At 74.6% G+C, this 23,515-nt stretch carries 22 protein-coding genes; 11 read left to right on the forward strand and 11 right to left on the reverse strand.

Annotated features, from left to right (window positions below):
* The first annotated feature begins 155 nt into the window (after nucleotides 1–155).
* Nucleotides 156–1,787: a chaperonin GroEL gene (groL, locus tag O2W53_RS02580; RefSeq protein WP_036334655.1), complete on the forward strand. Its 1,632-nt coding sequence runs from the start codon at nucleotides 156–158 to the stop codon at nucleotides 1,785–1,787.
* Nucleotides 1,788–2,021: 234 nt separating this feature from the next.
* Here groL and O2W53_RS02585 read toward each other — a convergent pair whose 3' ends face one another.
* Both O2W53_RS02585 and O2W53_RS02590 read right to left on the reverse strand, forming a co-directional pair.
* Complete coding sequence (locus tag O2W53_RS02585; RefSeq protein WP_269161474.1) at nucleotides 2,022–2,657, reverse strand: hypothetical protein; 636 nt, start codon at nucleotides 2,655–2,657, stop codon at nucleotides 2,022–2,024.
* On the reverse strand, nucleotides 2,654–3,061 hold the full coding sequence (locus O2W53_RS02590) for a VOC family protein (RefSeq protein ID WP_269161475.1): 408 nt from the start codon (nucleotides 3,059–3,061) through the stop codon (nucleotides 2,654–2,656). The genes O2W53_RS02585 and O2W53_RS02590 overlap by 4 nt, the downstream gene beginning before the upstream one ends.
* Nucleotides 3,062–3,085: 24 nt before the next feature.
* On the opposite strand from O2W53_RS02590, the gene O2W53_RS02595 reads away from it, so the two are divergent.
* On the forward strand, nucleotides 3,086–3,940 hold the full coding sequence (locus O2W53_RS02595; protein ID WP_269161476.1) for a DUF72 domain-containing protein: 855 nt from the start codon (nucleotides 3,086–3,088) through the stop codon (nucleotides 3,938–3,940).
* On the opposite strand, the gene O2W53_RS02600 is transcribed toward O2W53_RS02595, so the two are convergent.
* The gene (locus O2W53_RS02600; RefSeq protein ID WP_269161477.1) at nucleotides 3,898–4,893 is read right to left on the reverse strand and encodes a Gfo/Idh/MocA family protein; all 996 of its coding nucleotides are present in this window, start codon (nucleotides 4,891–4,893) and stop codon (nucleotides 3,898–3,900) included. The two genes, O2W53_RS02595 and O2W53_RS02600, sit on opposite strands and share 43 nt — an antisense overlap.
* Before the next feature lie 31 nt (nucleotides 4,894–4,924).
* On the opposite strand from O2W53_RS02600, the gene O2W53_RS02605 reads away from it, so the two are divergent.
* The gene (locus O2W53_RS02605; RefSeq protein WP_269161478.1) at nucleotides 4,925–5,200 is read left to right on the forward strand and encodes a DUF4031 domain-containing protein; all 276 of its coding nucleotides are present in this window, start codon (nucleotides 4,925–4,927) and stop codon (nucleotides 5,198–5,200) included.
* Here O2W53_RS02605 and O2W53_RS02610 read toward each other — a convergent pair.
* From O2W53_RS02610 to O2W53_RS02620, 3 genes are all read right to left on the reverse strand, one after another.
* Nucleotides 5,197–5,433, reverse strand: coding sequence for a DUF6458 family protein (locus O2W53_RS02610; RefSeq protein WP_269161479.1), 237 nt, complete (start codon nucleotides 5,431–5,433; stop codon nucleotides 5,197–5,199). The two genes, O2W53_RS02605 and O2W53_RS02610, sit on opposite strands and share 4 nt — an antisense overlap.
* 118 nt (nucleotides 5,434–5,551) lie before the next feature.
* Nucleotides 5,552–6,178 carry an HD domain-containing protein gene (locus O2W53_RS02615; RefSeq protein ID WP_269161480.1) on the reverse strand — a complete coding sequence of 209 codons (627 nt, stop codon included), beginning with the start codon at nucleotides 6,176–6,178 and terminating at the stop codon, nucleotides 5,552–5,554.
* Nucleotides 6,179–6,468: 290 nt separating this feature from the next.
* Nucleotides 6,469–7,890 (reverse strand): glucose-6-phosphate dehydrogenase, encoded by a 1,422-nt coding sequence (locus tag O2W53_RS02620; RefSeq protein ID WP_269161481.1) that lies wholly within the window; start codon nucleotides 7,888–7,890, stop codon nucleotides 6,469–6,471.
* Nucleotides 7,891–8,027: 137 nt separating this feature from the next.
* Here O2W53_RS02620 and O2W53_RS02625 point away from each other — a divergent pair, with 137 nt between their 5' ends.
* From O2W53_RS02625 to O2W53_RS02640, 4 genes are all read left to right on the forward strand, one after another.
* Nucleotides 8,028–8,210, forward strand: a complete 183-nt coding sequence (locus O2W53_RS02625; protein ID WP_269161482.1) for a hypothetical protein — start codon at nucleotides 8,028–8,030, stop codon at nucleotides 8,208–8,210.
* Between the two features lie 50 nt (nucleotides 8,211–8,260).
* Nucleotides 8,261–8,770, forward strand: coding sequence for a DUF7282 domain-containing protein (locus O2W53_RS02630; RefSeq protein ID WP_269161483.1), 510 nt, complete (start codon nucleotides 8,261–8,263; stop codon nucleotides 8,768–8,770).
* Nucleotides 8,771–8,903: 133 nt separating this feature from the next.
* Nucleotides 8,904–9,035 carry a hypothetical protein gene (locus O2W53_RS02635; RefSeq protein WP_269161484.1) on the forward strand — a complete coding sequence of 44 codons (132 nt, stop codon included), beginning with the start codon at nucleotides 8,904–8,906 and terminating at the stop codon, nucleotides 9,033–9,035.
* A gap of 44 nt (nucleotides 9,036–9,079) precedes the next feature.
* Nucleotides 9,080–12,052 carry a helix-turn-helix transcriptional regulator gene (locus tag O2W53_RS02640; RefSeq protein WP_269161485.1) on the forward strand — a complete coding sequence of 991 codons (2,973 nt, stop codon included), beginning with the start codon at nucleotides 9,080–9,082 and terminating at the stop codon, nucleotides 12,050–12,052.
* 53 nt (nucleotides 12,053–12,105) lie between these two features.
* On the opposite strand, the gene O2W53_RS02645 is transcribed toward O2W53_RS02640, so the two are convergent.
* Together O2W53_RS02645 and O2W53_RS02650 are read right to left on the reverse strand one after the other, a co-directional pair.
* Nucleotides 12,106–12,468, reverse strand: coding sequence for a PspC domain-containing protein (locus O2W53_RS02645; RefSeq protein WP_269161486.1), 363 nt, complete (start codon nucleotides 12,466–12,468; stop codon nucleotides 12,106–12,108).
* Between the two features lie 263 nt (nucleotides 12,469–12,731).
* Nucleotides 12,732–14,507, reverse strand: coding sequence for a DEAD/DEAH box helicase (locus O2W53_RS02650; RefSeq protein WP_269161487.1), 1,776 nt, complete (start codon nucleotides 14,505–14,507; stop codon nucleotides 12,732–12,734).
* 227 nt (nucleotides 14,508–14,734) lie between these two features.
* Between O2W53_RS02650 and O2W53_RS02655 the strand changes: the two genes are divergently transcribed.
* Together O2W53_RS02655 and O2W53_RS02660 are read left to right on the forward strand one after the other, a co-directional pair.
* Entirely contained in the window at nucleotides 14,735–14,902 is a 168-nt protein-coding gene (locus tag O2W53_RS02655) for a hypothetical protein (RefSeq protein WP_269161488.1), read from the forward strand.
* A 110-nt stretch (nucleotides 14,903–15,012) separates the two neighbouring features.
* Nucleotides 15,013–16,233 carry an aminotransferase-like domain-containing protein gene (locus tag O2W53_RS02660; RefSeq protein ID WP_269161489.1) on the forward strand — a complete coding sequence of 407 codons (1,221 nt, stop codon included), beginning with the start codon at nucleotides 15,013–15,015 and terminating at the stop codon, nucleotides 16,231–16,233.
* Between the two features lie 136 nt (nucleotides 16,234–16,369).
* On the opposite strand, the gene O2W53_RS02665 is transcribed toward O2W53_RS02660, so the two are convergent.
* The 3 genes from O2W53_RS02665 to O2W53_RS02675 form a co-directional block, all read right to left on the reverse strand.
* Nucleotides 16,370–18,055, reverse strand: coding sequence for a DNA repair helicase XPB (locus O2W53_RS02665; RefSeq protein ID WP_269161490.1), 1,686 nt, complete (start codon nucleotides 18,053–18,055; stop codon nucleotides 16,370–16,372).
* Nucleotides 18,056–18,235: 180 nt separating this feature from the next.
* Nucleotides 18,236–19,519, reverse strand: a complete 1,284-nt coding sequence (locus O2W53_RS02670) for an SAM-dependent methyltransferase (protein WP_269161491.1) — start codon at nucleotides 19,517–19,519, stop codon at nucleotides 18,236–18,238.
* Between the two features lie 143 nt (nucleotides 19,520–19,662).
* Entirely contained in the window at nucleotides 19,663–21,921 is a 2,259-nt protein-coding gene (locus O2W53_RS02675; protein WP_269161492.1) for a helicase C-terminal domain-containing protein, read from the reverse strand.
* 94 nt (nucleotides 21,922–22,015) lie between these two features.
* Here O2W53_RS02675 and O2W53_RS02680 point away from each other — a divergent pair, with 94 nt between their 5' ends.
* Complete coding sequence (locus O2W53_RS02680) at nucleotides 22,016–22,849, forward strand: hypothetical protein (protein ID WP_269161493.1); 834 nt, start codon at nucleotides 22,016–22,018, stop codon at nucleotides 22,847–22,849.
* Between the two features lie 39 nt (nucleotides 22,850–22,888).
* On the forward strand, nucleotides 22,889–23,407 hold the full coding sequence (locus O2W53_RS02685) for a hypothetical protein (RefSeq protein ID WP_269161494.1): 519 nt from the start codon (nucleotides 22,889–22,891) through the stop codon (nucleotides 23,405–23,407).
* Nucleotides 23,408–23,515 lie beyond the last annotated feature (108 nt).

Consider the following 23,515-nt stretch of genomic DNA (forward strand, 5'->3'; position numbering starts at 1 on the left):
ACTTTGGGCTGGCACTCGGGCTACCCGAGTGCCAGCCAGGTCGGAACGGTGAGGCACCGGGACGCGGACCGCAGGAGCGTTCGCAGAACCGGTGTCGTCCGTCGCGGGCGCCGGACCTGACCAGCCAGCGATCCACGCATGGAGGACATCACCACATGGCCAAGATGATCGCGTTCGACGAAGAGGCGCGCCGCGGACTCGAGCGGGGCATGAACACCCTCGCCGACGCCGTCAAGGTGACGCTTGGCCCCAAGGGCCGCAACGTCGTCCTGGAGAAGAAGTGGGGCGCCCCCACCATCACCAACGATGGTGTGAGCATCGCCAAGGAGATCGAGCTCGAGGACCCGTACGAGAAGATCGGGGCCGAGCTGGTCAAGGAGGTCGCCAAGAAGACCGACGACGTCGCAGGTGACGGCACCACCACCGCCACCGTGCTCGCCCAGGCCCTCGTCCGCGAGGGGCTGCGCAACGTCGCCGCCGGCGCCAACCCGATGGCCCTGAAGAAGGGCATCGAGAAGGCCGTCGCCTCGGTCTCGGAGTACCTCCTCTCGACCGCCAAGGACGTCGAGACCAAGGAGCAGATCGCGGCCACCGCCTCGATCTCCGCTGCTGACCCCGCCATCGGCGAGCTCATCGCCGAGGCGATGGACAAGGTCGGCAAGGAAGGTGTCATCACCGTCGAGGAGAGCAACACCTTCGGCCTCGAGCTCGAGCTCACCGAGGGCATGCGCTTCGACAAGGGTCACCTGTCGGCCTACTTCGTGACCGACACCGACCGCATGGAGACCGTGCTCGACGACCCGTACATCCTGGTCGTCAACAGCAAGATCTCGACGGTCAAGGACCTGCTCCCGCTGCTGGAGAAGGTCATGCAGTCCGGCAAGCCGCTGGCGATCATCGCCGAGGACGTCGAGGGCGAGGCCCTCGCGACCCTGGTGGTCAACAAGATCCGCGGCACCTTCAAGTCGGTCGCCGTCAAGGCCCCCGGCTTCGGCGACCGTCGCAAGGCCATGCTGGGCGACATCGCGATCCTCACCGGTGGTCAGGTCATCAGCGAGGAGGTCGGCCTCAAGCTGGACACCGCCGACCTGTCGCTGCTGGGCCGGGCGCGCAAGTTCGTCACCACCAAGGACGAGACGACCATCATCGAGGGCTCGGGTGACGCCGACCAGATCCAGGGTCGCGTCAACCAGATCCGCGCCGAGATCGAGAAGTCGGACTCCGACTACGACCGCGAGAAGCTGCAGGAGCGCCTGGCCAAGCTGGCCGGTGGCGTCGCCGTCATCAAGGCCGGCGCCGCGACCGAGGTCGAGCTCAAGGAGCGCAAGCACCGCATCGAGGACGCGGTGCGCAACGCCAAGGCCGCCGTCGAGGAGGGCATCGTCGCCGGTGGTGGCGTCGCTCTCGCGCAGGCCACGGCCGTCGCGTTCGACAAGCTCGAGCTCGAGGGTGACGAGGCGACCGGTGCCAACATCGTGCGCGTCGCGCTCGAGGCCCCGCTGAAGCAGATCGCCATCAACGCCGGCCTCGAGGGCGGCGTCGTGGCGGAGAAGGTCCGCAACTCCGAGACCGGCTGGGGCCTCAACGCCGCCACCGGCGAGTACGTGGACCTGATCGCGGCCGGCATCATCGACCCGGCCAAGGTCACCCGCTCGGCGCTGCAGAACGCCGCCTCCATCGCGGCGCTCTTCCTCACCACCGAGGCCGTCATCGCCGACAAGCCGGAGAAGAACGCCCCGGCCATGGCCGGTGGCGGCGACGGCGGCATGGGCGGCATGGACTTCTGAGTCCACACCGCTCGGCGTCCCGCTGAGCACTGCACCACCAGCACTGTCCGGCAGGGGCGGTCCGCTTCGGCGGGCCGCCCCTGTCGGCGTTCCCCGGCCCGGCGACGGCTGCCGGCCGGTGATCACCACGGGCTGAGGGCTGCCTCCCGCCAGCGGAGGCAGCCCTCAGCCCGTGGTCGTCGTGGGGCCGGCTCGGCCGATCGACCCGCCGCCGTCCTGGGTGCTCGCCCGCAGCTAGCCCGGGTCGCCGATCGCGGGGCCGTCGAGGTCATGGCCGTTGGTGCGCATCCGGGTCCGCAGCTCGGTGAGCCGCTCCACGACCAGCTCGCCGGCCCACTGCGCTTCACCGAGGCCGGCCAGCACCCAGGACGGCGGCTGGCCGAGCTTCCCGCTCAGCGCGCTGACCTTGCCCACCGCCAGGACGGCGAGCGTCTGCTGACTCGCATCCGCGTCGGGCCCGCCGGCCCGGCCCCGGGCCCGGTCGGCCTCCGTGCGCGCCGGGTCACCGTCGTCGTAGCTGCGGAACGGCCGTAGCGGCGACCACGGGAGCAGCCGCCAGACCCCGGCCTGCACCAGCCGGCCGACCCACTCGTCGAAGCCCAGCGCACCCCAGTCCAGCCAGTCCTGCAGCGAGCCGTCGCCCTCGTCGGCCTGCGCGGCGACGTCGGCCAGGCCGATCTCGGCCGCCCGCTCGTGGTCCATCTCCACCGCGTCGTCGGTCAGGGTCAGGGCTCCGCAGACCGCCAGGTCGAGGATCAGCCCGCCGCGCACCACGTGGTCGTCGAACGTGAGACCCCGGGGACGGCCGCGCCGGTTCAGGCACAGCGCCGCCAGCCGGGTGGCGGCCAGGTCGGGCAGCTGGTCGCTCACGTCCGGTTCGGGGCGAAGCAGCAGAACTCGTTGCCCTCCGGGTCGGCCAGCACGTCCCAGTCGATGGTCCCGGCGTCGGGCTCGTCGTCCGGTCCGGCGTCCCGGTGGCGGACCAGGGTGGCCCCGTGGGCCAGGAGCGCCGCGGTGTCGCCGACGACGTCGTGGTGCATGCGGTTCTTCACCGTCTTGCCCTCGGGCACCGGCACGACCCAGATCAGCGGACCAGCGCCGGACCGGTCGACGATCGGCACCGGCCAGTCCGTCGGCCGGACCCAGCCCTCCTCGTCGGGCTCGACGTCGTCACGGCGGACGTAGCCCATCGCCGTGCACCACCAGTCGGCCAGCGCCTGGTGGTCCACGGCGTCGAGGCACAGGTCCTTGAAACGCGCGGGGGAGTCGCTCATGGCCGAGGAGGGTAGGCGGCTGCGGTGACGGTGGTGATCGGGACCTCGGGCTGGCAGTACCGCGACTGGCGCGGCCGCTTCTACCCGCCGGTGCTGCCGCAACGACTCTGGCTGGAGCACCACGCCGAGCACTTCGCCACCGTCGAGAGCAACAACGCCTTCTACCGGCTGCCCGAGAAGGCCACGTTCGAGCGGTGGCGGGACCGCACCCCGCCGGACTACCGGTGGGCGGTGAAGGCCTCCCGCTTCCTCACCCACCTCAAGCGGCTGCGCGAGCCGGCCGAGCCGGTGGCCCGGCTGATGGACCGTGTGGCCGGCCTGGGCGACCGGCTGGACGTCGTCCTGCTGCAGCTGCCGCCCACGCTGAAGGCCGACGTCGAACTGCTCAGCGAGTGCCTCGGCCAGTTCCCGGCGGGCACCCGGGTCGCGGTGGAGCCCCGGCACGAGAGCTGGTGGACCGACGAGGTCCGCGGCCTGCTCGAGCGGTACCAGGCTGCGCTGTGCTGGGCGGACCGCGCCGAGCAGCCGATCGCGCCGCTGTGGCGCACCGCCGAGTGGGGCTACCTGCGGCTGCACACCGGAGCCGACGGCTGGGGCTACCGGCCGGAGACGCTGCAGCTGTGGGCGCAGCGGCTGGCGGAGACCTACGGCGACGACGACGTGCTCGTCTACTTCAACAACGACCCCGGCGGTGCGGCCACCGTCGACGCGGTCACCTTCGCCGACGCCGTCCGGGCCACCGGGGGCACGCACACCCGGGTGCCGACGACGGCCCAGGCCAGCGGCGCGGCCTGGCCGCCGAAGCCGCCGCCCAAGGCGCCGAGGACGCCGAGCCGTCAGAGCGCGGCCGGGTCCTCGGCGAAGGTCACGCCCAGCTGACCGGCGGCCTGCTCGAGCACCGACTGCACGGCCAGGGTGTCCGCCAGCGGCATGACGGTGCTCTCGGTCCGCCCGGCCCGCAGGCACTCGGTGACCTCGATCAGCTCGTGGGAGTAGCCGCCACCGAGCTGCGGGAGGGTGATCTCCTCCGCGTCCGCCCCGGCCCGGTGCAGCACGATCGTCTGCGGGTGGTGGAAGCGGGGGAGGACGTCGATCCAGCCCGCCGTCCCGAACACCCGGGCCTGCCCGGGCAGCGCGTTGCGCAGCGAGGTCATCAGGGTGGCCGAGCGGCCGTCGGCGTAGCCGAGCAGCAGCGAGGCCTCGGCGTCGACGCCCGTCTCGAACAGCGAACCGGTGGCGGTCACGGTGTCCGGGTCACCGAGCAGCATCTGGGCGAAGGAGACGACGTAGACGCCGAGGTCGAGGAGGGCGCCGCCGCCGAGCTCCTTGGCGAACAGCCGGTCGGTGGGGTCGAACTCGCGGGACACGCCCAGGTCGGCCTGCACGGAGCGCACCTCACCGATGGCGCCCTCGGCGATCAGCTCCCGCGCCCGGACGACGGCCGGCTGGAACCGCGTCCACATCGCCTCCATCGCGAAGACGCCGGACTCGCGTGCTGCGTCGACCACCTCCGTGGCCCCGGCGACGGTCGCGGTGAACGACTTCTCCACCAGCAGTGCCTTGCCGGCCCGGATCGCCCCGAGCGAGACGGCGTGGTGCTGCGGGTGCGGGGTGGCGATGTACAGGACGTCGACGTCCGGGTCGGCCAGGATCTCCGCGTAGGAGCCGTGCGACCGCTCGATCCCGTGCCGACCGGCGAAGGCCTGCGCGCGGTCCAGCGAGCGGGAGGCGACGGCGACCGCCCGCGCGCCGTCGACGTGCGCGAAGTCCTTCACCACCTGCTCGGCGATGCGGCCCGGCCCGACGACTCCCCAGCGGATCTCCTCAGTCACGCCCAGACCGTAGCCGGGGCACACTGTCCGGGTGGCACTGCTGATCGACACCCCCGTGTGGCCGTGGCGGGGGCGGCGGTGGTCGCACCTGGTGAGCGACACCGACTACGACGAGCTGCACGCCTTCGTCCAGCAGCACCTGGAGATCCCGCGCCGGGCGTTCCAGGGTGACCACTACGACGTCCCGGAGGAGCTCTACGCGCAGGCGGTCGCCGCCGGTGCGGAGCCGGTGGACTGCCGGGAGCTGCTGCAGCGGCTGCTCGCCGCCGGCCTGCGGGTCAGGAAGACCCGGGCCGCCTCGTCCTAGTAGGTCTCCTCCGTGGTGGACCGGCGGACCGGCCCGCCCTCGTGGCCCTCGGTGCGCACCACGCGCCGACGGCGCGGAGCCCACACGGCCAGCTCGACGACGATGGCCAGGGCACCGGCGGCCATCAGGATCCAGCCGACGACGTCGAGGTCGATGCCGCTGACCTGCGCACTCACCGCGAAGGTGAGGACGGCGCCGATGGCGAGCAGGAAGATGCCGGTTCCGAGACGCATGAGGAGCTCCTCTGTCTGGCGACCGGTCCCCTGCGGGGGTCATCGGGACGATGACGGGTCGCCGGGCAACTCTGGGTCACCGGACGGGTACGCGCGACTCCCTCGTCACCCGATCGGGTCAGGCCGAGCGCGCGCGCAGCAGGGTGAGCTCGGCGGTCAGGTTGGCCCGGGCGGGCTCGGTCCACCGCTCGGCCGCCACGGGCACCCGGAAGAGCTCCGGCAGGGCCAGCAGCTGCTCCAGCACGGCGATCCGGCCGGTGGTGAACTCGTCGTCGGAGAGGTGGCCGTACTCGGCGCGCACCGCGGAGGCGTAGCCGGCGTAGGCCGCCGGGGGGCTGGCCAGCACGGCGAGGTCGGCGTCGCAGAGCACCGCGCCGTCGGCGTCGTCCGGCTCGGGGTCGTGCCCGGCGGTCAGCAGCACCAGCCGCTCGACCTCGGCGACCGTGGCGTCGTCCACCAGCCCGAGCAGCCCGATCCGCGCCCGCGCGGCGCTGACCTCCTCGTTGTCGCTGCGCTGCGGGTCGTAGGCGATGTCGTGGTACCAGGCGGCCAGCCGGACGGCGACCGGGTCGGCGGCGTGCCCGGCCAGCTCGTCGACGATGCCGAGCACCGCCGCCAGGTGCGCGAGGTCGTGGTAGCTGCGGTGCGGCTCGGACCAGGCGCCGATGACGGCGGCCCACTCGGTGCGCGAGGTGGGGGAGTCGTCGACCAGCGCCGTCCACGCGTCGAAGTCCACCCCGCTCATGCGCCGGAGTCTGGCACGCCGTCGGGCCGGCCTGGCCAGTCGTCCGGACTGAGGGCCTCGCCACGTGTGTCGGGCCGGAGGGCGCGGGTACGGTGGACGACGTCCGGGCCGGGCGACCTGTGTCCCCGGGCTCCACTAGATAACTGCCGCCGTGGAATACCGCTCCGACTCCGGTCGGGGGCTGGAGCCGCGGATGTGCAAACCGCCGCGAGGCGACCAGCGCCCGGTCCGGACCCACCACGCGAGAACGGCCCCTCTCCTTCGACGGAGAGGGGCCGTTCTGCGTTCTCCTACTCGGTCTCGCCCAGCAGCCAGCCGTGCTCGCCGGCCAGCGCGTTCGCCGCCACCGGACCCCACGAACCCGGGGCGTAGGAGTGCACCTCGGGGCGGTGGTCCAGCACCGGCTGCAGGGCCCGCCAGGTCTGGGCCAGGCCCTCGCTGGTGGTGAACAGCGAGCGGTCGCCGACCAGCACGTCGTGGATGAGGGAGACGTAGGGCGCCAGCGGCCGGCCACCGGGCACCTTCGACAGGTCCAGGGAGACCCGCGCCGGGGCCATCGCCAGGTCCGGGCCGGGGCGCTTGGCCATGATGTCCACGTCGAGCTGACCGGCACCGGCCAGGGACAGCGAGATCACGTTCCCGTTCGGCGGCACCTCGTGGACCGGGCCCTTCGGGCGGTGCAGCACCAGGCTGACCCGCTGCTGCTTGTCCGCCAGCCGCTTGCCTGTGCGCAGCAGGAACGGCACGCCGCGCCACCGGCCGGAGTCGATGAACAGCTTGGCCGCCACGAAGGTGTCGGTCTGGCTGTCATCGGGCACGCCGTCCAGCTCCCGGTAGCCCTCGAACTGCCCCAGGACCACGTCCTCCGGCGCGAGCGGGCGGAAGTGCTTCAGCACCGACTCACGCGCGGAGAGGATGTCGTCGGCGGAGAAGCTGACCGGCGGCTCCATGGCCACCTCGGCGGCCACCTGGAACAGGTGGGTGACCAGCATGTCCAGCGTCGCGCCGGTGGCGTCGTAGAAGTCGGCGCGGTCGGCGACGTCGAGGTCCTCGGGGACGTCGATCTGCACCTGGGCGACGTGCTCGCGGCTCCAGATGTGCTCGAACAGCCCGTTGGCGAACCGCGCCACGTGCAGGTCCTGGGTGCCCTCCTTGCCCAGGAAGTGGTCGATCCGGAAGACCTGCTCCTCGTCGAACACCGAGTGCACGACGCCGTCGAGCTCGCGGAAGCCCTCCGGGGAATCGCCGAAGGGCTTCTCGTAGACGACCCGGGAGCCCTCGGCCAGCCCGTGCGCGCCCAGGGCGTGGGTGTAGTCGGTGAAGGCCTTGGGCGGCAGGGAGAGGTAGTGCACCAGCTGGGCGTCCTCGCCGAGCTCCTTGCGGGCGTCGGCCACGGCGTCGACGAGCTGCCCGGGGTCGTCGGCGGTGAAGCCGCCACCGGCGAACTGCAGCCGGCCGCGGAACTCCTCCCACGGGCCCTGCTCCGGGTCCGGGCCGAACTCCTCGAGGGCGCCGCGCACGTGCTCGACGAACTCCTCGTCGGTGCGCTCGCCGCGGCCGCTGCCGATGAGCCGCCAGTCGTCGGGCAGCAGCCCGTGCTGGGCGAGCTCGAAGAAGGCCGGCAGCACCATCCGGCGGGCCAGGTCGCCGGTCGCGCCGTAGAGCACGAAGACGGTCGGGGTCAGGTCGTTCGTCGTCCCGGTGTCAGGCACGGGGCTCCTCTCGGGCACGGGCCGAGCTCCGCGGGGCGGTCGCTCGGTCCTCGTCGGCCCGTGCGCCGGTGCACGGTGTCCTGGTCGTGTGCCCACGGCGCGTGTAGGCGCACCCGCGCCGTGGGCATCTGCTCTGCATGAGACCACGCGCAGCGCTGCTTTGTTCCGCGGGTGCGACCGCCCTGTTGCTGACCGGCTGTGGCCAGGACGACGAGGTCGAGCCCGTCCCCGCGGTCACCACGACCTTCGCCGAGACACCGGGCAGCACCGAAGCCGAGCAGACGACGAGCCCGACGGCCACCGGCGACGCCGCGCCGTGATCTGGCGCTCGCGGCGTGTGACCCGGCGCGGCCCGGGGCACCAGCCGGGCATGACCATGTCCCGCCGGGCCCGCTGGGCCCTCCCCGTCGCCGCCCTCCTGCTGTCTGCCTGCGGGGACGGCGAGGGTGCGCCGGCCGGTGACGCACCGGCGTCGTCGCCGGCCACTGCGGGGGAGACGACGATGGCGCCGGGCGGGGAGTCCGGCAGCGGCACCATGGCCGACCTGGAGTTCGAGGACCAGACCGGCGACGGTGACCGCGTGGTCGTCGGCACGGTCAACGCACCCGGCGGCGGGTTCGTCGTCGTCAGCGCCGGGGACGAGGTGCTCGGCTCCACGCAGGTGCAGGTGGGCACGACCTCCGACGTCGAGGTCGACCTGGACCCGGCGCTGACCGCGGACACCGACCTGACCGTCACCCTCTACGCGGACACCGACGCCGATGGGGAGTTCGACCCCGACGTCGACGAGCCGGTGCCCGCACCGGTGGACGCCACCGACGACGACATCGCCGACGTCGACGACGTCGTCGAGGAGGACGCCGAGTACACGGTGGGCTGACCGTCCACCTGAGGCCCCTCAGGCGCCGGCCGGTCCCGGGGCGGCCCGGGACTGCGTGATCGACCGATGTGCCGGGCCACCCCTCAGGACGACCGTTCTCCTCGTTCGACCCGGACGACACGAGGAGACGGTCATGGCGATGCACTACCCGAACCCGGCACTGGAAGCAGAGCTCGCCTACCGGCAGGAGCTGGTCCGGGCGGCGGCCCGGCGCGACGGGAGCCGCCGCGGCTCCTGGTTCGGCACCCGGCGGCGGCCCCGCTGAACGGCCCGGCGTCGCTGTCGGTGGTCTCTGCCACGATCGGCGCCGTGCCGCGCTGGGAGGAACCCCCGCTCATCGGCCGGGCCGACGAACTGGCCCGGCTGATGACGCACGTCGACCGGGCGGTCGAGGGGCGCCCGTCCGCCGTCCTGGTCGCCGGTGACGCCGGGGTCGGCAAGACCCGGCTGCTCGACGAGCTGGGCCGCCAGGCCACCGCGCGCGGTGCCCGGGTGCTCACCGGGCACTGCGTCGACCTCGGCGACGTCGGGCTGCCGTACCTGCCCTTCGTCGACCTGCTGCGGCCGGTGGTCGCCGACCCGGAGCTGGCGCCGGTGCTCGCCCGCCACCCGGTGCTGGCCGGCCCGCTCACCGGTCGGCCCGGCGCCGAGGTGTCCGACAGCGCTGCTGCCGACCTCGGCCGCTCGCTGCCGCGATCGGCGCTGCGCCCGCCGGACGACGACGGACGCCTGCAGCTGTTCGAGTCGGTGGCCGCCCTGCTGGGCGACCTGGCCGCCCAGCAGCCGCTCGTGGTGGTGCTGGAGGACCTGCACTGGGCCGACCGGTCCAGCCGGGACCTGCTGCGCTACCTGCTGGCCCGGCTGGTCGACCGGCAGGTCGACGAACCGGTCGCCGTCGTCGCCTCTTACCGCGCCGACGACCTGCACCGCCGGCACCCGCTGCGCCCGCTGCTGGCCGAGCTGGTCCGGCTGCCCGGTGTCGAGCGGCTGCAGCTCGACCCGTTGCCCGACGCCGAGGTGGAGGAGCTGGTCCGCCGGCTGGCCGCCGACGCAGGTGGGGCGTCCGTCGAGGACGTCGTCGCCCGAGCCGAGGGCAACGCCTTCTACGCCGAGGAGCTGGTCGCCGCGGGGCGGGCGGGTGAGGTCCTCCCGGGTGGGCTGTCCGACGTCCTGCTGGCCCGGGTCGAGCAGGTGAGCCCGGCTGCTCAGCAGGTGCTGCGGGTGGCGGCCGTCGCCGGTCGCCAGGTGCGGCACGAGCTGGTGGCCGCCGTCTCCTGGAAGAGCCCGGAGGAGACCGAGCAGGCGCTGGCCGAGGCGGTGCACCACCACCTGCTGGTCGTCTCCGACGACGGCCGCTACCGGTTCCGGCACGCGCTGCTGCGGGAGGCCGTGCTGGCCGACCTGCTGCCCGGGGAGCGGGTCCGGCTGCACGCCGCCGTCGCCGCGCACCTGGCCACCCGGCCGGAGGCGGGCACGGCGGCCGAACGGGCCCACCACCTGCGGGAGAGCAACGACCTGCCCGGTGCGCTGAGCGCGTCGCTCGAGGCCGCGGACGCCGCCCGCCGGGTGGGCGCACCGGCCGAGCAGCTGCAGCACCTGGAGGCGGTGCTCGCGCTGTGGACGGCGGTGCCCGATGCACCCGAGCGGGCCGGCCGCTCGCAGTGGGCGGTGCTGCTGGACACCGCGGCGGCGGCCCGCGCGGTCGGTGACCTGCACCGGGCCGTGGCGCTGCTCCGCTCGGCCCAGGAGCTGCTGGGCGCCGACGGTGACCCGGAGGCGCGGGCGCGGGTGCACTACACGGCGGCGCAGGTGCTGGGCCGGATCGAGGAGGCGGCCGAGGCCCATCGGGAGAGCAGCGCGGCGATGCAGCTGGTCCCGGCCCAGCCGCCCTCGGTGGTGCGCACCTGGGCGGCGGCGACCCATGCCCGCACCAGCTACAGCATGGGGCTGGTCGCCGAGGCGGACGCAGCGGCGGAGGAGGCACTGGCTGCCGCGGACGCCCTGGGGCTGGACAGCGCGTGGGCCGACACCGCCGTCTCGCTGGTCCGTGGCTCGGGCACCGGTGACCGGGTCGCCGTCCGGGCGCGCTTTGCGGAGGCCCGGGCGCGGGCGCAGCGGTCCGGTGACGCCGACGTCGAGATGCGGGTGTGGTTCAGCCAGGCGGTCACCGCGCACGACGCCGGCGAGGTGGCCGAGGCGCTGGAGCACGCCACGGCAGGGCTGGCCCGGGCCCGGGCGCTGGGCGTCGAGTGGTCGTTCTACGGCGCCGAACTCCGGCACCTGGAGGTGCTGACCCGGTACGTCCTCGGCGACTGGGACGGCAGCCTGGCCGCCGCCGACGCGTTGGCCCGGGTGCCCGACATGGCCGCGCACGTGCGCGCCGACGGGCTCCTGGTGCTGGTCGGGCGGGGCGACCCGCGTGCCGCCGAGCGGCTGGGCTGGGCCCAGGGGCCGGCCGCCCGCTGGGACAACCACGTGCTGCTGATGCTGGCCACGGTGGCGGCAGAGATCGAGCTGGCCGGCCAGGCCGGGGACGCGGCGACGGCCGGGGAGCGGGCCCGCTGGGCCGATGGCCGGCTGCGGGAGCTGTGGGGGGAGGAGCGGCTCGCCTCGGTGCGGCTGGTGGCCATCGCGCTGGCGGCGGTCGCCGACGCGGCCACCTCCGCCCGCCGGTCCGGGGACGAGACGGCCGTGGCCCGCTGGGTCGCGGAGGCCGCGGAGCTGGCCGAGATCGGCCGGTCGGCGGCCGAGGTGCAGTACCCGTTCGGGATCGAAGCGCGCGCCTGGGGCACGCGGCTGGCGGCCGAGCTGGCCCGGGTGCGCGGCGAGACCGCGGTGGAGCTCTGGCGGCAGGCGGTCGCGGAGTTCGGCTACGGGCACGTGTACGAGCAGGCGCGCTCCCGGTTCCGGCTGGCCGAGGCGCTGCTCGCCCTCGACGACCGCCCCGGCGCCGCCGCTGAGCTGGCGGCCGCGCACGAGGTGGCCCTGCAGCTGGGGGCGGTGCCGTTGCGGACGGCGATCGAGGCGCTGGCCCGCCGGGGGCGGCTGGAGCTCCCCGGCGTGCTGACCGTGGCGACCACCGTGTTCACCCCGCGCGAGACGGAGGTGCTGGCGCTGGTCGCGCGAGGCCGCACCAACCGGCAGGTCGGTGCGGAGCTCTTCATCAGCGAGAAGACCGCCAGCGTGCACGTCAGCAACATCCTGGCCAAGCTCGGTGCCTCCAGTCGCACCGAGGCGGTCGCCCTCGCCGCCGCCCGCGGCCTGCTTCCCTCCCACAGTTGATCATCGGCGAACGGCTGCGCCCGGCGGCGTGTCACCCAGCCATTCGCCGATGATCAACGCGCGATGTCCGTGTTCGGCCGGGTGAAGCGGGCGCGGAGCCGCTCGACCCACTCGTCGAGCAGGTTCGTTCGGTCGGCGGGGCCGGCGGGCGCGGCCGGCATCAGCAGCCAGAGCACCAGGTAGAGGGCCACCCCCGACCCGCCGGCCAGCACCAGCGCGGCGAAGCCGGCCCGCCAGAGCAGCACGTCGATCCCGGTGTGCCGGGCCAGCCCGCCACTGACGCCGCCGAGCCAGAGGTCGCTGCGGCTCCGTCGCAACGGCGGGCGCACGGACTGGCCCTGCGGGGTCCCGGCGTGCGCGGTCTCGGACTGGGGGATCTCGGTGTGCGGGGTCTCGGTGTGCAGCGACTCGGTCATGACACGAGCCTGCGCCCGGCGGCGTCCCGCCGGCATCGGGGAACCCCCGGATCCGCCCCTGGTCCTGCAGCTCAGGGTCGCGAGGTGCGGGGCGACCCGGCCGTGCCGGCGTCCTCCCGTCTGCCGCTGCTCGATCCGCCCCGTCGCTCCGCCGAGCAGCGTCGAGTGACAGCTGAGCGGGCTTCCCGGCTCCGGGATCCCCGCTCAGCTGTCACTCGGTGGCGGCAGCGGGGACTGGAGCCCGGACTGCGGAGGACGCGACCTCAGAGCATGGTGCGGAGGCGTTCGCGGCGGGCGCGGAGGACGTCGACCGACGCCGAGGCCGACGGGGGCCCGGGCACGGACTGGCGGAGCTGGGTGTGCACCACGGCCTGCGGCTGCGAGGTCTTCGCCGCGACCCGGTTGACCAGCCGGTTGATCTCCCTGCGCAGCTCGGCCGCGTCGCGCCAGGAGCGGCCGGCCTCCTCTTCCTCGGGGTGGTCCTCGATGACCATGAAGTCGTCGTCCCCGCGGGCGTGCGAGGCGGCGATCCGGATGCGCAGTTCGTCGTCCCGCTTGGACAGCAGCTCGGCGGTCTGCGCCGGGGTCAGCAGCCCAGGGATGCCCAGGTAGTCCTCCGCGTCGGCCTCCAGCGGCGTGACGGCGCCGGTGCCCTCGCCGGTGTGCGCCGTCCCGCTGTGCAGCACGTGCGCGAACCGGGCGTCGGCCTCCAGCGCCTCCCACTGCTTCATCTCGCCCTCGCGCGGCTCCCGCGGCGGCAGGTCGAGCGCCTCCAGCTCCTCGTCGGGCTGGCTCTTTGGCGGCGGCATGACGTGGTTGCGCTGCTCCTCCATGGACGCGGCCAGCGACAGCAGCGGGCGCACCGCGGGCAGGAAGACGGTCGCCGACTCGTGCGGCGCGCGGGCACGCACGACGCGGCCGACGGCCTGGGCGAAGAACAGCGGCGTCCGGTACGAGGTCATCCAGGCCAGGACGGCGGCGCGCGGGACGTCGACGCCCTCGGAGACCATCCGCACGCAGACCGCGATCCGGGCGCCGCCCTTGTTGAACTTCTCGATCTTCTTCGACGCCTTGGGGTCGTCGGAGAGGATCAGCTCCGGCGCCTTGCCGGTCACCCGACGCACGATCTTCGCGTACTCGCGGGCGTCGTCCTGGTCGCTGGCCAGCACCAGGCCGGCGGCGTCGGGCATGCCGCCCTCCTCGCGGAGGTGGGTGATCCGGTCGTCCATCGCGGCGATCACGTGCGGCACCCACTGGCCCTTGGGGTCCAGCGCGGTACGCCACGCCTGCATCTCCACCGACCGGGTGCCGGCCTCGCTCAGCGACGCGGCGACCACCTCGCCGGCGGAGTTCCGCCACCGGGAGGTGCCGGTGTAGGCGGCGAAGACGACGGGGCGGACGACGCTGTCGGCCAGCGCCTCCTTGTAGCCGTAGGTGAAGTCGGCCGTCGACATGAGGCCGCCCTGGCCCTCGAACCCGTCCTCCACGTACTTCACGAACGGGATGCGCTCGTCGGCCTTGGTGCGGAACGGCGTCCCGGTCAGGCAGAGCCGGCGGGCCGCGCGGCCGTAGGCCTCCTCGACCGCCTCACCCCAGGACAGGCCGTCGCCGGCGTGGTGCACCTCGTCCAGGATCACCAGCGTCTTGACCGTGGTCGCCCGCGCCGAGTGCAGCATCGGCTTGCCGGCCACCTGGGCGTAGGTGGTCACGTAGCCCTGCGTGCCGGCGCGCACCGGGCCGACGGCGTTGGTCAGGTTCGGGTCGAGCGCGATGCCCATCGCATCGGCGGCGTCGGCCCACTGCATGCGCAGGTGGTCGGTCGGGCAGACCACGATCACCCGGGCGACCTCGCGCTTGGCGAGCAGTCGGGCGGCCAGGGTCAGCGCGAACGTGGTCTTCCCGGCACCCGGGGTCGCGGTGACCAGGAAGTCCTTCGGGGACTCCTCCTCGTACTTGCCGAGGGCCGCCTGCTGCCAGGCCCGGAGCGGTCGGCTGTTCGTCTGCGGGGCCCGGGCCGCCGCCTCTGTCGCAGTCGCCATGTCGCGGCCCATTCTGGTCGGCGGGGGAACAACACGCCCAACCGGGTGCCTCCGGCGCGCCCCCTCCGGCAGGGCGTATGGGGCTCGGCCGCCGGGCCGCTGAGCTGCACGTTCGCCGGTCCGCCCGGCTGACTGTGGTGCTCGTCATGATCGGGCCGGACCGGCCCGTCACGCCCCGCCCGCCCCGTCGTCCCCAGGTGACCCGGCGGCCCTGGGGAGACACCGCGGTGACCGATCGGACCGGCCCGTCCCTGTCCTGGTCGACCTCTCCGCAGGCGGTGACGGACCAGGTGCGGGCCGGCCGCTGGCCCGGCGCCCTGGCTGTCATCCCGGACGACCGGCGTGACGAGCTGCTCATGTTCCTGACGCTGACGGAGGCGCCCGGCGCGTCGTAAGGTGGGGGCGGCCCCTTGACCAGGAGGCCCCTCGGCGCGGACCCGGGCGGGACACCCCCCGCCCCCCAGCGCCGCCTTCCCCTCGCTGCGCCGCGCCTCCTGGAGCCCTCGTGTCTGCTGCCGTCCTCGCCCCGCCCGTCCTCGCCCCGCCCGTCCCCGCGCTCGCCCAGCGGCTGACCGGGGTCGCCAGTTCCCCGGTCCGCGAGCTGCTGGCCCTGCTCGACCGGCCGCAGGTCATCTCCTTCGCCGGTGGCCTGCCCGCTCCCGAGCTGTTCGACCTGGACGGCGTCCGCGCCGCCTACGACGCCGTGCTCTGGGGCCCGAACGCCCGTCGCGCCCTGCAGTACGCCCCGACCGAGGGCGACCGCGGCCTGCGGGCCCGGGTGGCCGGCCGGATGACCGCGCGCGGCATGTTCAGCTCCGTCGACGACCTGCTGGTCACCTCGGGCTCGCAGCAGGCCCTCACCCTGCTGGCGACCGCGCTGGTCGACCCGGGGGCGGTCGTGCTGGTCGAGGACCCGACGTACCTGGCCGCGCTGCAGTGCTTCCAGCTGGCCGGCGCCCGGGTCGTGCCGGTGGCCACCGACGGGGACGGCATGGACCCGGAGGCGCTGGAGGAGGCGATCCGGCGGGAGCGGCCGGCGCTGGTCTACCTGGTCCCGACGTTCGCCAACCCGACCGGCCGGACCATGCCCGTCGAGCGTCGCGCGGAGGTCGTCGCACTCACCGCGCGGCACGGGGTCTGGCTGGTCGAGGACGACCCCTACGGCGAGCTGCGCTACCGGGGTTCCGACGTCGCACCGCTCGCCGCGCAGCCGGGCGCCGACGGCCACGTCGTCCACGTGGGCAGCTTCTCCAAGATCGCCGCTCCCGGGCTGCGGCTGGGCTGGCTGCGGGCGCCGTCCCGGCTGCTGCCGGCGCTGACCGTCGCCAAGCAGGCGGCCGACCTGCACACCTCGACCATCGACCAGGCGGCCGCGGCGGCCTGGTTCGGCACGGCCGACGTGGAGACCCACCTCGCCCGGCTGCGGAGCGCCTACCGGCGGCGCCGGGACGCGATGGTGGACGCGCTGCCGGCGGCCCTGCCGGCGGGCAGCACCTGGACCGAGCCGGACGGCGGCATGTTCGTCTGGGTCCGGCTGCCCCGCGGCGTGGACACCGCCGAGCTGCTGCCCCGGGCCCTCGCCGCCGACGTCGCGTTCGTGCCGGGGGCCGCGTTCTACGCCGGCGTCCCGGACCGAGCCACGCTGCGGCTGTCGTTCACCACGCACACGCCGGAGCGGATCGCCGAGGGCATGACCCGGCTGGGCACCGTCCTGCGCGGCTGCTGAGGCTCGCGGCCGACGAGGAACGCCCCGTTGCTGGGTCCCCTGACGGGGTCCCGGCAACGGGGCGTTCCTCGATGCGGCCCCCTCGCAGGGGTCCGGCCCGAGCGGAGCGAGGGCTGGGGGGCGAGGGGGTCCTCGTTCAGTCGGCGGGCTCGTCGACCCAGTCGGGGCCGTTGACCTCGCCCGGTCCGGCCAGGTCGGCGGCGTCCACGATCGTGTACGCGTAGCCCTGCTCGGCCAGGAACCGCTGCCGGTGCGCGGCGTACTCGCTGTCCAGCGTGTCCCGGCTGACCACGGTGTAGAAGTGCGCCTGCCGGCCGTCGGCCTTGGGGCGCAGCACCCGGCCGAGCCGCTGGGCCTCCTCCTGCCGGGAGCCGAACGTGCCCGACACCTGCACGGCGACCGCGGCCTCGGGCAGGTCGATGGAGAAGTTCGCGACCTTGGAGACGACGAGGGTGCGGATCTCACCGGTGCGGAAGGCCTGGAACAGTCGCTCCCGCTCCTTGTTCGTCGTCGACCCCTGGATCACCGGGGCGTCGAGGGCAGCGCCCAGCTCCTCCAGCTGGTCCAGGTAGGCGCCGATCACCAGCGACGGCTCGTCGGGGTGGCGCTCCAGCACCCGGCGGATCACCGGCAGCTTCGACTGCGCGGTCGCCGCGATCCGGTAGCGCTCCTCGGGCTCGGCGACCGCGTAGGTCATCCGCTCCTCGTCGTCCAGGCTGACCCGCACCTCGACGCACTCGGCCGGCGCGATGTGCCCCTGCGCCTCGATGTCCCGCCACGGGGCGTCGTAGCGCTTGGGCCCGATCAGGGAGAAGACGTCGTCCTCGCGCCCGTCCTCGCGCACCAGCGTCGCGGTCAGGCCCAGCCGGCGGCGGGACTGCAGGTCGGCGGTGAGCCGGAAGATCGGCGCGGGGAGCAGGTGCACCTCGTCGTAGACGATCAGGCCCCAGTCCTGGGCGTCGAAGAGGTCCAGGTGCCGGTACTCGCCCTTCCGCCGGGTGGTGATCACCTGGTAGGTGGCGATGGTGACCGGCCGGATCTCCTTGCGCTCCCCGGAGTACTCGCCGATCTCCTCCTCGGTCAGCGTGGTGCGGGCGATGAGCTCGCGCTTCCACTGCCGGCCGGAGACGGTGTTGGTGACCAGGATCAGCGTGGTCGCCTTGGCCTCGGCCATCGCCGCGGCGCCGACCAGGGTCTTCCCGGCGCCACAGGGCAGCACGACGACGCCCGAGCCGCCGGCCCAGAAGCCGTCGACGGCCTGCTGCTGGTAGTCGCGCAGGTGCCAGTCGGACTGGTCGAGCTCGATCGGGTGGGCCTGCCCGTCGACGTAGCCGGCGAGGTCCTCGGCCGGCCAGCCGATCTTCAGCAGCGCCTGCTTGAGCCGGCCCCGCTCGGAGGGGTGGACGACGACCGAGTCGGCGTCGATGCGCGCGCCCAGCATCGGGGCCACCCGCTTGCTGCGGACGACCTCCTCCAGCACGGCCTTGTCGGTGGTGGTCAGCGTCAGCCCGTGCACCGGGTGGTTGGCCAGGGTCAGCCGGCCGTAGCGGTCCATCGTGTCGGCGATGTCGACCAGCAGGGCGTGCGGCACCGGGTAGCGCGAGTACCGGACCAGCGCGTCGACAACCTGCTCGGCGTCGTGGCCGGCGGCGCGGGCGTTCCACAGCGCCAGCGGGGTGACCCGGTAGGTGTGCACGTGCTCGGGGGAGCGCTCCAGCTCGGCGAACGGGGCGATCGCCGCCCGGCACTCCTTGGACGACGGGTGGTCGACCTCGAGCAGCAGCGTCTTGTCCGACTGGACGATCAGGGGGCCGTCACTCACGCGTGCGCATCCTCTGTTCGGGGGCTCCGGCGCAGACGTGCGCGCCGGACTGTCCACGGTAACGCCGGAGGACGAGGTCCCCTTCCGCGCCGGGATGTGGGCCGCATTGCACGCTCTCCGAGTCCTTCGCACGCGGTGCAGCACGTGCAGAGCGCACGGAGAGCGTGCGATCCGCCCCGGTCAGACCCAGGCGGTGCGGCGCAGCGGCGGCTGGCCGCCGCCGGTCTTCTGCAGCAGCACCTGGTTGACGCCCATGTCCCCGGCCTCGAAGGCCAGCGCGCAGGCGGCCATGTACAGCCGCCAGACCCGCGCGCGGCCCTCGCTGGAGGCGGCGACGGCAGCGGACCAGTTCTGCTCCAGCAGTCGTACCCAAGCGCGCAGGGTGAGCGCGTAGTGCTGGCGCAGCGCCTCGACGTCGAGCACCTCGAGGTCGGCGGACTCCAGCAGACCGACCGTCTCGCCCAGCCCGAGCAGCTCCCCGTCAGGGAAGACGTAGCGCGCGATGAAGGTGTCGGGGTCGGGGGTGGTCGTACCGGCGTTCCAGTTGATCGCGTGGTTGAGCAGCCGGCCGCCGGGGCGCAGCAGGGCGCGCAGCTGGGCGACGTACTCGGGCATCTGGGCCCGGCCGACGTGCTCGGCCATGCCGATCGAGCTGATCGCGTCGAAGGGCTCGTCGTCGACGGACCGGTAGTCCTGCACCCGGATGTCGATCCGGTCGGTCAGCCCGGCCTCGGCGACCCGCTTGCGGGCCATCCGGGCCTGCTCCTCCGACAGCGTGATCCCCACGACCTCGGCGCCGTACCGCTGGGCTGCGTGGATGGCCATCGAGCCCCAGCCGCAGCCGACGTCCAGCAGTCGCGCGCCCTCGGTGAGGCCCAGCTTGCGGCAGACCAGGTCGAGCTTGGCCTCCTGGGCGGCGTCCAGCCCGGTCTCCGGGGTGGCCCAGACGGCGCAGGAGTAGACCATCGAGGGGCCGAGGACCAGCTCGTAGAAGTCGTTGCCGACGTCGTAGTGGTGGGCGACCGCTGCAGCATCGCGGGACCGGGAGTGCCGTCGTCCGGCCCGCCCCAGGTCGACCTCCTCGGCCGGGGGTGCCGGTTCGGGGCCGATGGCCCCCAGGGCCACCGCTGTGCCGAGCAGGCCGAGCCGCTCGCGCCAGGTGGGCGGGGCCATCGGGCCGGTCTCGCCCAGCCGGCCGGCGGAGCGCAGTGCGGCGAAGGTGGCGAAGACGTCACCCTCGATGTCGATGTCCCCGGCGACGTAGGCCCGGGCCAGACCGAGCTGGCCGGGTGACCACACCAGCCGCCTCAGCGCCCGCCGGGAGCGGATCGCCAGCACCGGTGCGCCGGGCGGACCGGCCAGGGAACCGTCCCAGCCGCGCAGTCGCAGGGGTGGCTCCGCCGTCCCCAGCACCGCACCCAGTGCCGCTGCCAGCCGATCGGCGACCGTTCGCTGCCTCGTCATCTCCACGCTCCTCAGCCGTGGCGGCAACCAGCGGGCCTCCGGGGACCTGCAGCCCGGCAGTCTGGTTGCACATGCCAACTGATCCGCGCAACGCCGGGCGGGTGGTTGATCATCCCGGACTCACCCGATCAAGGGAACAGAGATCAGGACGGCGTGGCCGCGTCCTCCGCGCCGACCAGGGCGACCGAGGTGATCCGGTGGACGGCGAAGGTGCGGCTCTCCCCGCGCCCCTCGTCGAACCCCTGCAGGAACCCGCCGGCCAGCGAGACCGGCTGGACGACCCGCTGGCTGCCGCTGCCCTGCGCGTCGACGTAGCCCAGCCAGACGGCCAGGCCCTCGCGCACGGCCCGGCTCAGCAGCTCCAGCGTGCTCGCGGTGGTCACCCCGGGCACCTGGCGGACCGGCTCGGTGCGCCGGGCGGCGAGGGCGGCGTCCCCGGCCCGGATCTCGCGCACCGTCGCAGCGACGTCGTCCGGCGCGAGCGGGCGGGGGCCGACTGCAGCCACCGTGCCAGGACGACGACCGGCCGCCCGCGGGGGCGCCTTCGGCCGGGTCAGCACCGCGCCACCGGAGGACTCCCCGGCCGGCGCGTACCCGGCGGCCCGCAGCACGGTGAGCACCTCGTCGGCGCCCAGCCCGCTGACCAGCACCCCCGGGGCCAGTCGGCGGAGCTCTGCGCCGGCGGTCCGCCGGTCGCTGAGCACCTGGGAGACCAGGCCGTGGTCGTCGGAGCGGACGTAGCACTCGATCGCGCCCACCCGCAGCCGCCCGTGCTGGCGGGCCACGTCGTCGATCAGGAACTCCAGCGCCTGCGGCACCGGCGTGCGGGAGGCGCGGGTGAAGAGGTCCTGCAGCTCACCGGCCGACCAGCCGAAGTCGAGCGCCCGCCGGATGCTCGCGTCGGACACCCGGTACACCGTGGCCCCACCCGAGGACTCGACGTCGGCGACGACCGCGAGCGTGGCGGCCAGGTCGGCCACCAGCGGACCGGGGGCGATCAGCGACAGGTCGGGCTGGGCGAGCACGTGGTCGACCGGGGCCGGCAGCAGCCCGCGCATGGCGTCCGCAGCGTCGTCCTCCCCGCCGGTGAGCAGGGCGCGCCCGCCGCTGCTCAGCACGCCGCCGACCAGCACCCCCAGGCGTTCGGCCTCGGCCAGCAGGTCGGGGACCGGGGCGAGCCGGTCGGCCCGCCGCGGGGTGCGCCAGCGCAGCAGCGCCACCAGCTCCGGGGCGGTCAGGCCGTGCCCGCGAGGGAACTCGGCCAGCACGCCCAGCGCCGACCGCCGCAGCGTGGGCGCGGTCTGCCGGACGACGTCGGGGGACAGCACGTTGACCGCCTTGCCGGCCACGTCGCGCTGGCCCACCAACGAGATCAGCCGGACGCTGGCCAGCCAGCCGGCGGCCAGCAACGCCCAGCGGTCGGCGAGGTCCTGCTCGCGCCACGCGTCGTACCCGCGGGTCGGCAGCCACTCGTCGCGCTGCGCGCCGCCGACGTCCAGCAGGCCGGCGGCGTGCGCGACCTCGACCAGGAAGGCGAGGTCGGCCTCGCCGATGCGCAGCTCCTTGGCCAGCCGCTTCTGGTCCCGCACGCCGAGCCCGCCGCTGCGCAGCAGCCCGGCCGGTTCCTCCTCCAGTGCGGTGAGCACGTCGTTCACCCGGCTGAGCACCTCGAGTGCGGCACCGGCGGCCTGCCGGTCGGCGATCGCCGGGTCCCGCTCGCTGACCTCCGGCTCCGGACGCAGCCTCGGGGGGCCGAGCGGGCGGTCGCCGCGCAACGCCAGGCCGATCTCGCGGGGCAGCTCGACGTTGACCGCGTCGATCCGGGCCAGCAGCCCGGCCTGCAGCAGCCGGCGGGCCGGGCTCAACGCCCCGTCGCTGCTGTCCGGGAGGTGGCCGACCGGGCGGTCGCCGGCCAGCCGCTCGAGCACCGTGCGCTCGTCGGCGGCCAGGTCGGCGAGCGTGCCGGGCAGGTCGCGGGGGAGGGGGACCCGCAGGTCGGTGGCCCGGCGGCCGAGCCCGGCGGGGTAGCGGACCGCCCGGCGCACCGGCTCGGGGGCGTGCAGGTCGGCGTCGCCCCAGAGCAGCGCCCGGCCGGTCAGCGTCTCGACGGCGGCGTCGACCACCTCGGCCGGCACGTCGGGCAGGAGCCCGGGCAGCTCCGTGCGCGGGACGCCGTCGGTGGGGGAGAGCAGCACCGCGTCGAGCACCTGCAGGGTCGCGGCGTCCAGCTCGTCCAGCGCGCGGTCGACCGAGACGGGCACCGCGAGCCGGGTCGCCAGCCCGACCACGTCGGAAGGAGCCGGGCGCGCGACGTCGGGCCGGGCCACCAGGAGGGTGCCCAGCTGCTCGTCGGTGCGGGTGCGCAGCCAGGCGGCGAGCGTGGCGGGCTGGTCCGTGGGCATCCGCTCCACGCTACGTCGGCCGGTGCCGGTGCTGCTCCCGCGGCCGGTGCAACTCACTCGCCCGGTGGGGCGGGCAGTGGCTAGCGTCGCGCCCGTGGAGCCCCGACCGCCGTCCCGGGCTGTGCTGTCCGCCTTCGGGTTGAGTGGGGAGCCGGTGCTCCTCACTGGCGGCCAGGGTGGCACCTTCACCGCCGGTGACGCTGTGCTCAAGCCGTCCACCGATGCCGTCCTCGACGAGTGGACGGCCAGGTTGACGACCGACCTGACACCGGACGGGTTCCGGGTCGCCCGTCCCCTGGCAGCTGGGACGGCTCACGTCGTCGATGGCTGGACCGCCTGGGAACGGGTCGCCGGTGAGCACCGTCTCCACGGCGGGCCGTGGCGGGAGGCCCTGGCCGTGGCCGGCCGCTTCTCCGCGGCGCTCCGGGCCGTCGACCGGCCGCTGCCCGAGCTCCCCGACACGGTGTGGAAGCGGGCCGACCGGATGGCCTGGGACGAGATCCCGGCGGCCTGGTGGGGCCCGGGGACGGAGGTGCTGGACCGGCTGCAGGCACGGAAGCGGCCGGTTGCGGCCGCCGAGCAGCTGGTGCACGGGGACCTCGCCGGGAACCTGCTCTGGCACCCGGCACTGCCGCCGGCGGTCATCGACCTCACCCCTTACCGCCGTCCCGCCGGCTACGCCAGCGCCCTGCTCGTGGTGGACGCGGTGGTCGGGTACGGGGCCGACCCGGACCTGGTCGACGAGGTCGCCGACCGGGCTGAGTGGGACCAGCTCGTGCTCCGTGCGCTGCTGTTCCGGCTGATCACCGACGACCTCTTCCTCCGCGAGTTGGCACCCGGGGGACCGGCCTCGGAGAGATGGGGTGAGCGGGACGTCCGCAGGCGCATGGCGTGCGCCCGGCCTCTCCTCACGTGGCTGGACGGCTGAGTCGACAGGTGCGGTGGCGGGCTCTGTCACCATCCCGGGGTGCCCGCGCTCGACGACCCGCAGACCCGCACCGACCTGGCCGCGCTCCGGGCGGGTGCGCTGCGCTGGCTGGCCGGTGGTGTGGTCGCCGTCGCCCTGGGGTGGCTGATGGGCGCCGCCGTCATCCGGATCACCGCCGACGGCGGGGCGCGGCCGCCGTTCGCCGGGCTGATGGTCGTGCTGCTCGCCGTCGGCGGGCTGGTCGTGGCCGTCGTCGGACTGGGCGCCTGGCTGCGCGCCCGCCGGTGGACCGCAGCCCTGGCCCGGGAGCCGTGGCAGCACGGGCGGTTGCGGATCGCCGGCCCGGCGCTGCTGCAGGTCGAGCCGGCCGGGTACGACGAGCTCACCGACGAGGCGCTGCAGCTGCAGCTGATGTCCACGGCGGTCTGGCGCACCCGTGCGGTGCAGCGGCTGGACGGCGCCGAGGTGCGCTACGCCGAGGTCTCCCCGCGGGAGTGGCTGCTCACCGCCGACGGCGCCGGCACGGTCTACGGCGCCCGGCGGGCCGGCCGGCGCTGACCCCTCCCAGCGACACGGTGACCCCGTGGCGTGCGTGAGCCGGGTGCGACGCGGGAAGATGACGACGGAGACACCCGGGCAGCACTCCCTGGCCCGGCAGAGCAACTG

This window comes from Modestobacter sp. VKM Ac-2978 (assembly GCF_026968025.1).
Taxonomy (GTDB): Bacteria; Actinomycetota; Actinomycetes; order Mycobacteriales; family Geodermatophilaceae; genus Modestobacter.

Excerpts from the sequence above, each read along its gene's own strand:
- groL (WP_036334655.1), top strand. The coding sequence starts at position 156 with ATGGCCAAGATGATCGCGTTCGACGAAGAGGCGCGCCGCGGACTCGAG.
- O2W53_RS02590 (WP_269161475.1), bottom strand. The coding sequence starts at position 3,061 with ATGAGCGACTCCCCCGCGCGTTTCAAGGACCTGTGCCTCGACGCCGTG.
- O2W53_RS02610 (WP_269161479.1), bottom strand. The coding sequence starts at position 5,433 with ATGCGTCTCGGAACCGGCATCTTCCTGCTCGCCATCGGCGCCGTCCTC.
- O2W53_RS02615 (WP_269161480.1), bottom strand. The coding sequence starts at position 6,178 with ATGAGCGGGGTGGACTTCGACGCGTGGACGGCGCTGGTCGACGACTCC.
- O2W53_RS02625 (WP_269161482.1), top strand. The coding sequence starts at position 8,028 with ATGAGACCACGCGCAGCGCTGCTTTGTTCCGCGGGTGCGACCGCCCTG.
- O2W53_RS02630 (WP_269161483.1), top strand. The coding sequence starts at position 8,261 with ATGACCATGTCCCGCCGGGCCCGCTGGGCCCTCCCCGTCGCCGCCCTC.
- O2W53_RS02635 (WP_269161484.1), top strand. The coding sequence starts at position 8,904 with ATGGCGATGCACTACCCGAACCCGGCACTGGAAGCAGAGCTCGCCTAC.
- O2W53_RS02645 (WP_269161486.1), bottom strand. The coding sequence starts at position 12,468 with ATGACCGAGTCGCTGCACACCGAGACCCCGCACACCGAGATCCCCCAG.
- O2W53_RS02650 (WP_269161487.1), bottom strand. The coding sequence starts at position 14,507 with ATGGCGACTGCGACAGAGGCGGCGGCCCGGGCCCCGCAGACGAACAGC.
- O2W53_RS02670 (WP_269161491.1), bottom strand. The coding sequence starts at position 19,519 with ATGACGAGGCAGCGAACGGTCGCCGATCGGCTGGCAGCGGCACTGGGT.
- O2W53_RS02675 (WP_269161492.1), bottom strand. The coding sequence starts at position 21,921 with ATGCCCACGGACCAGCCCGCCACGCTCGCCGCCTGGCTGCGCACCCGC.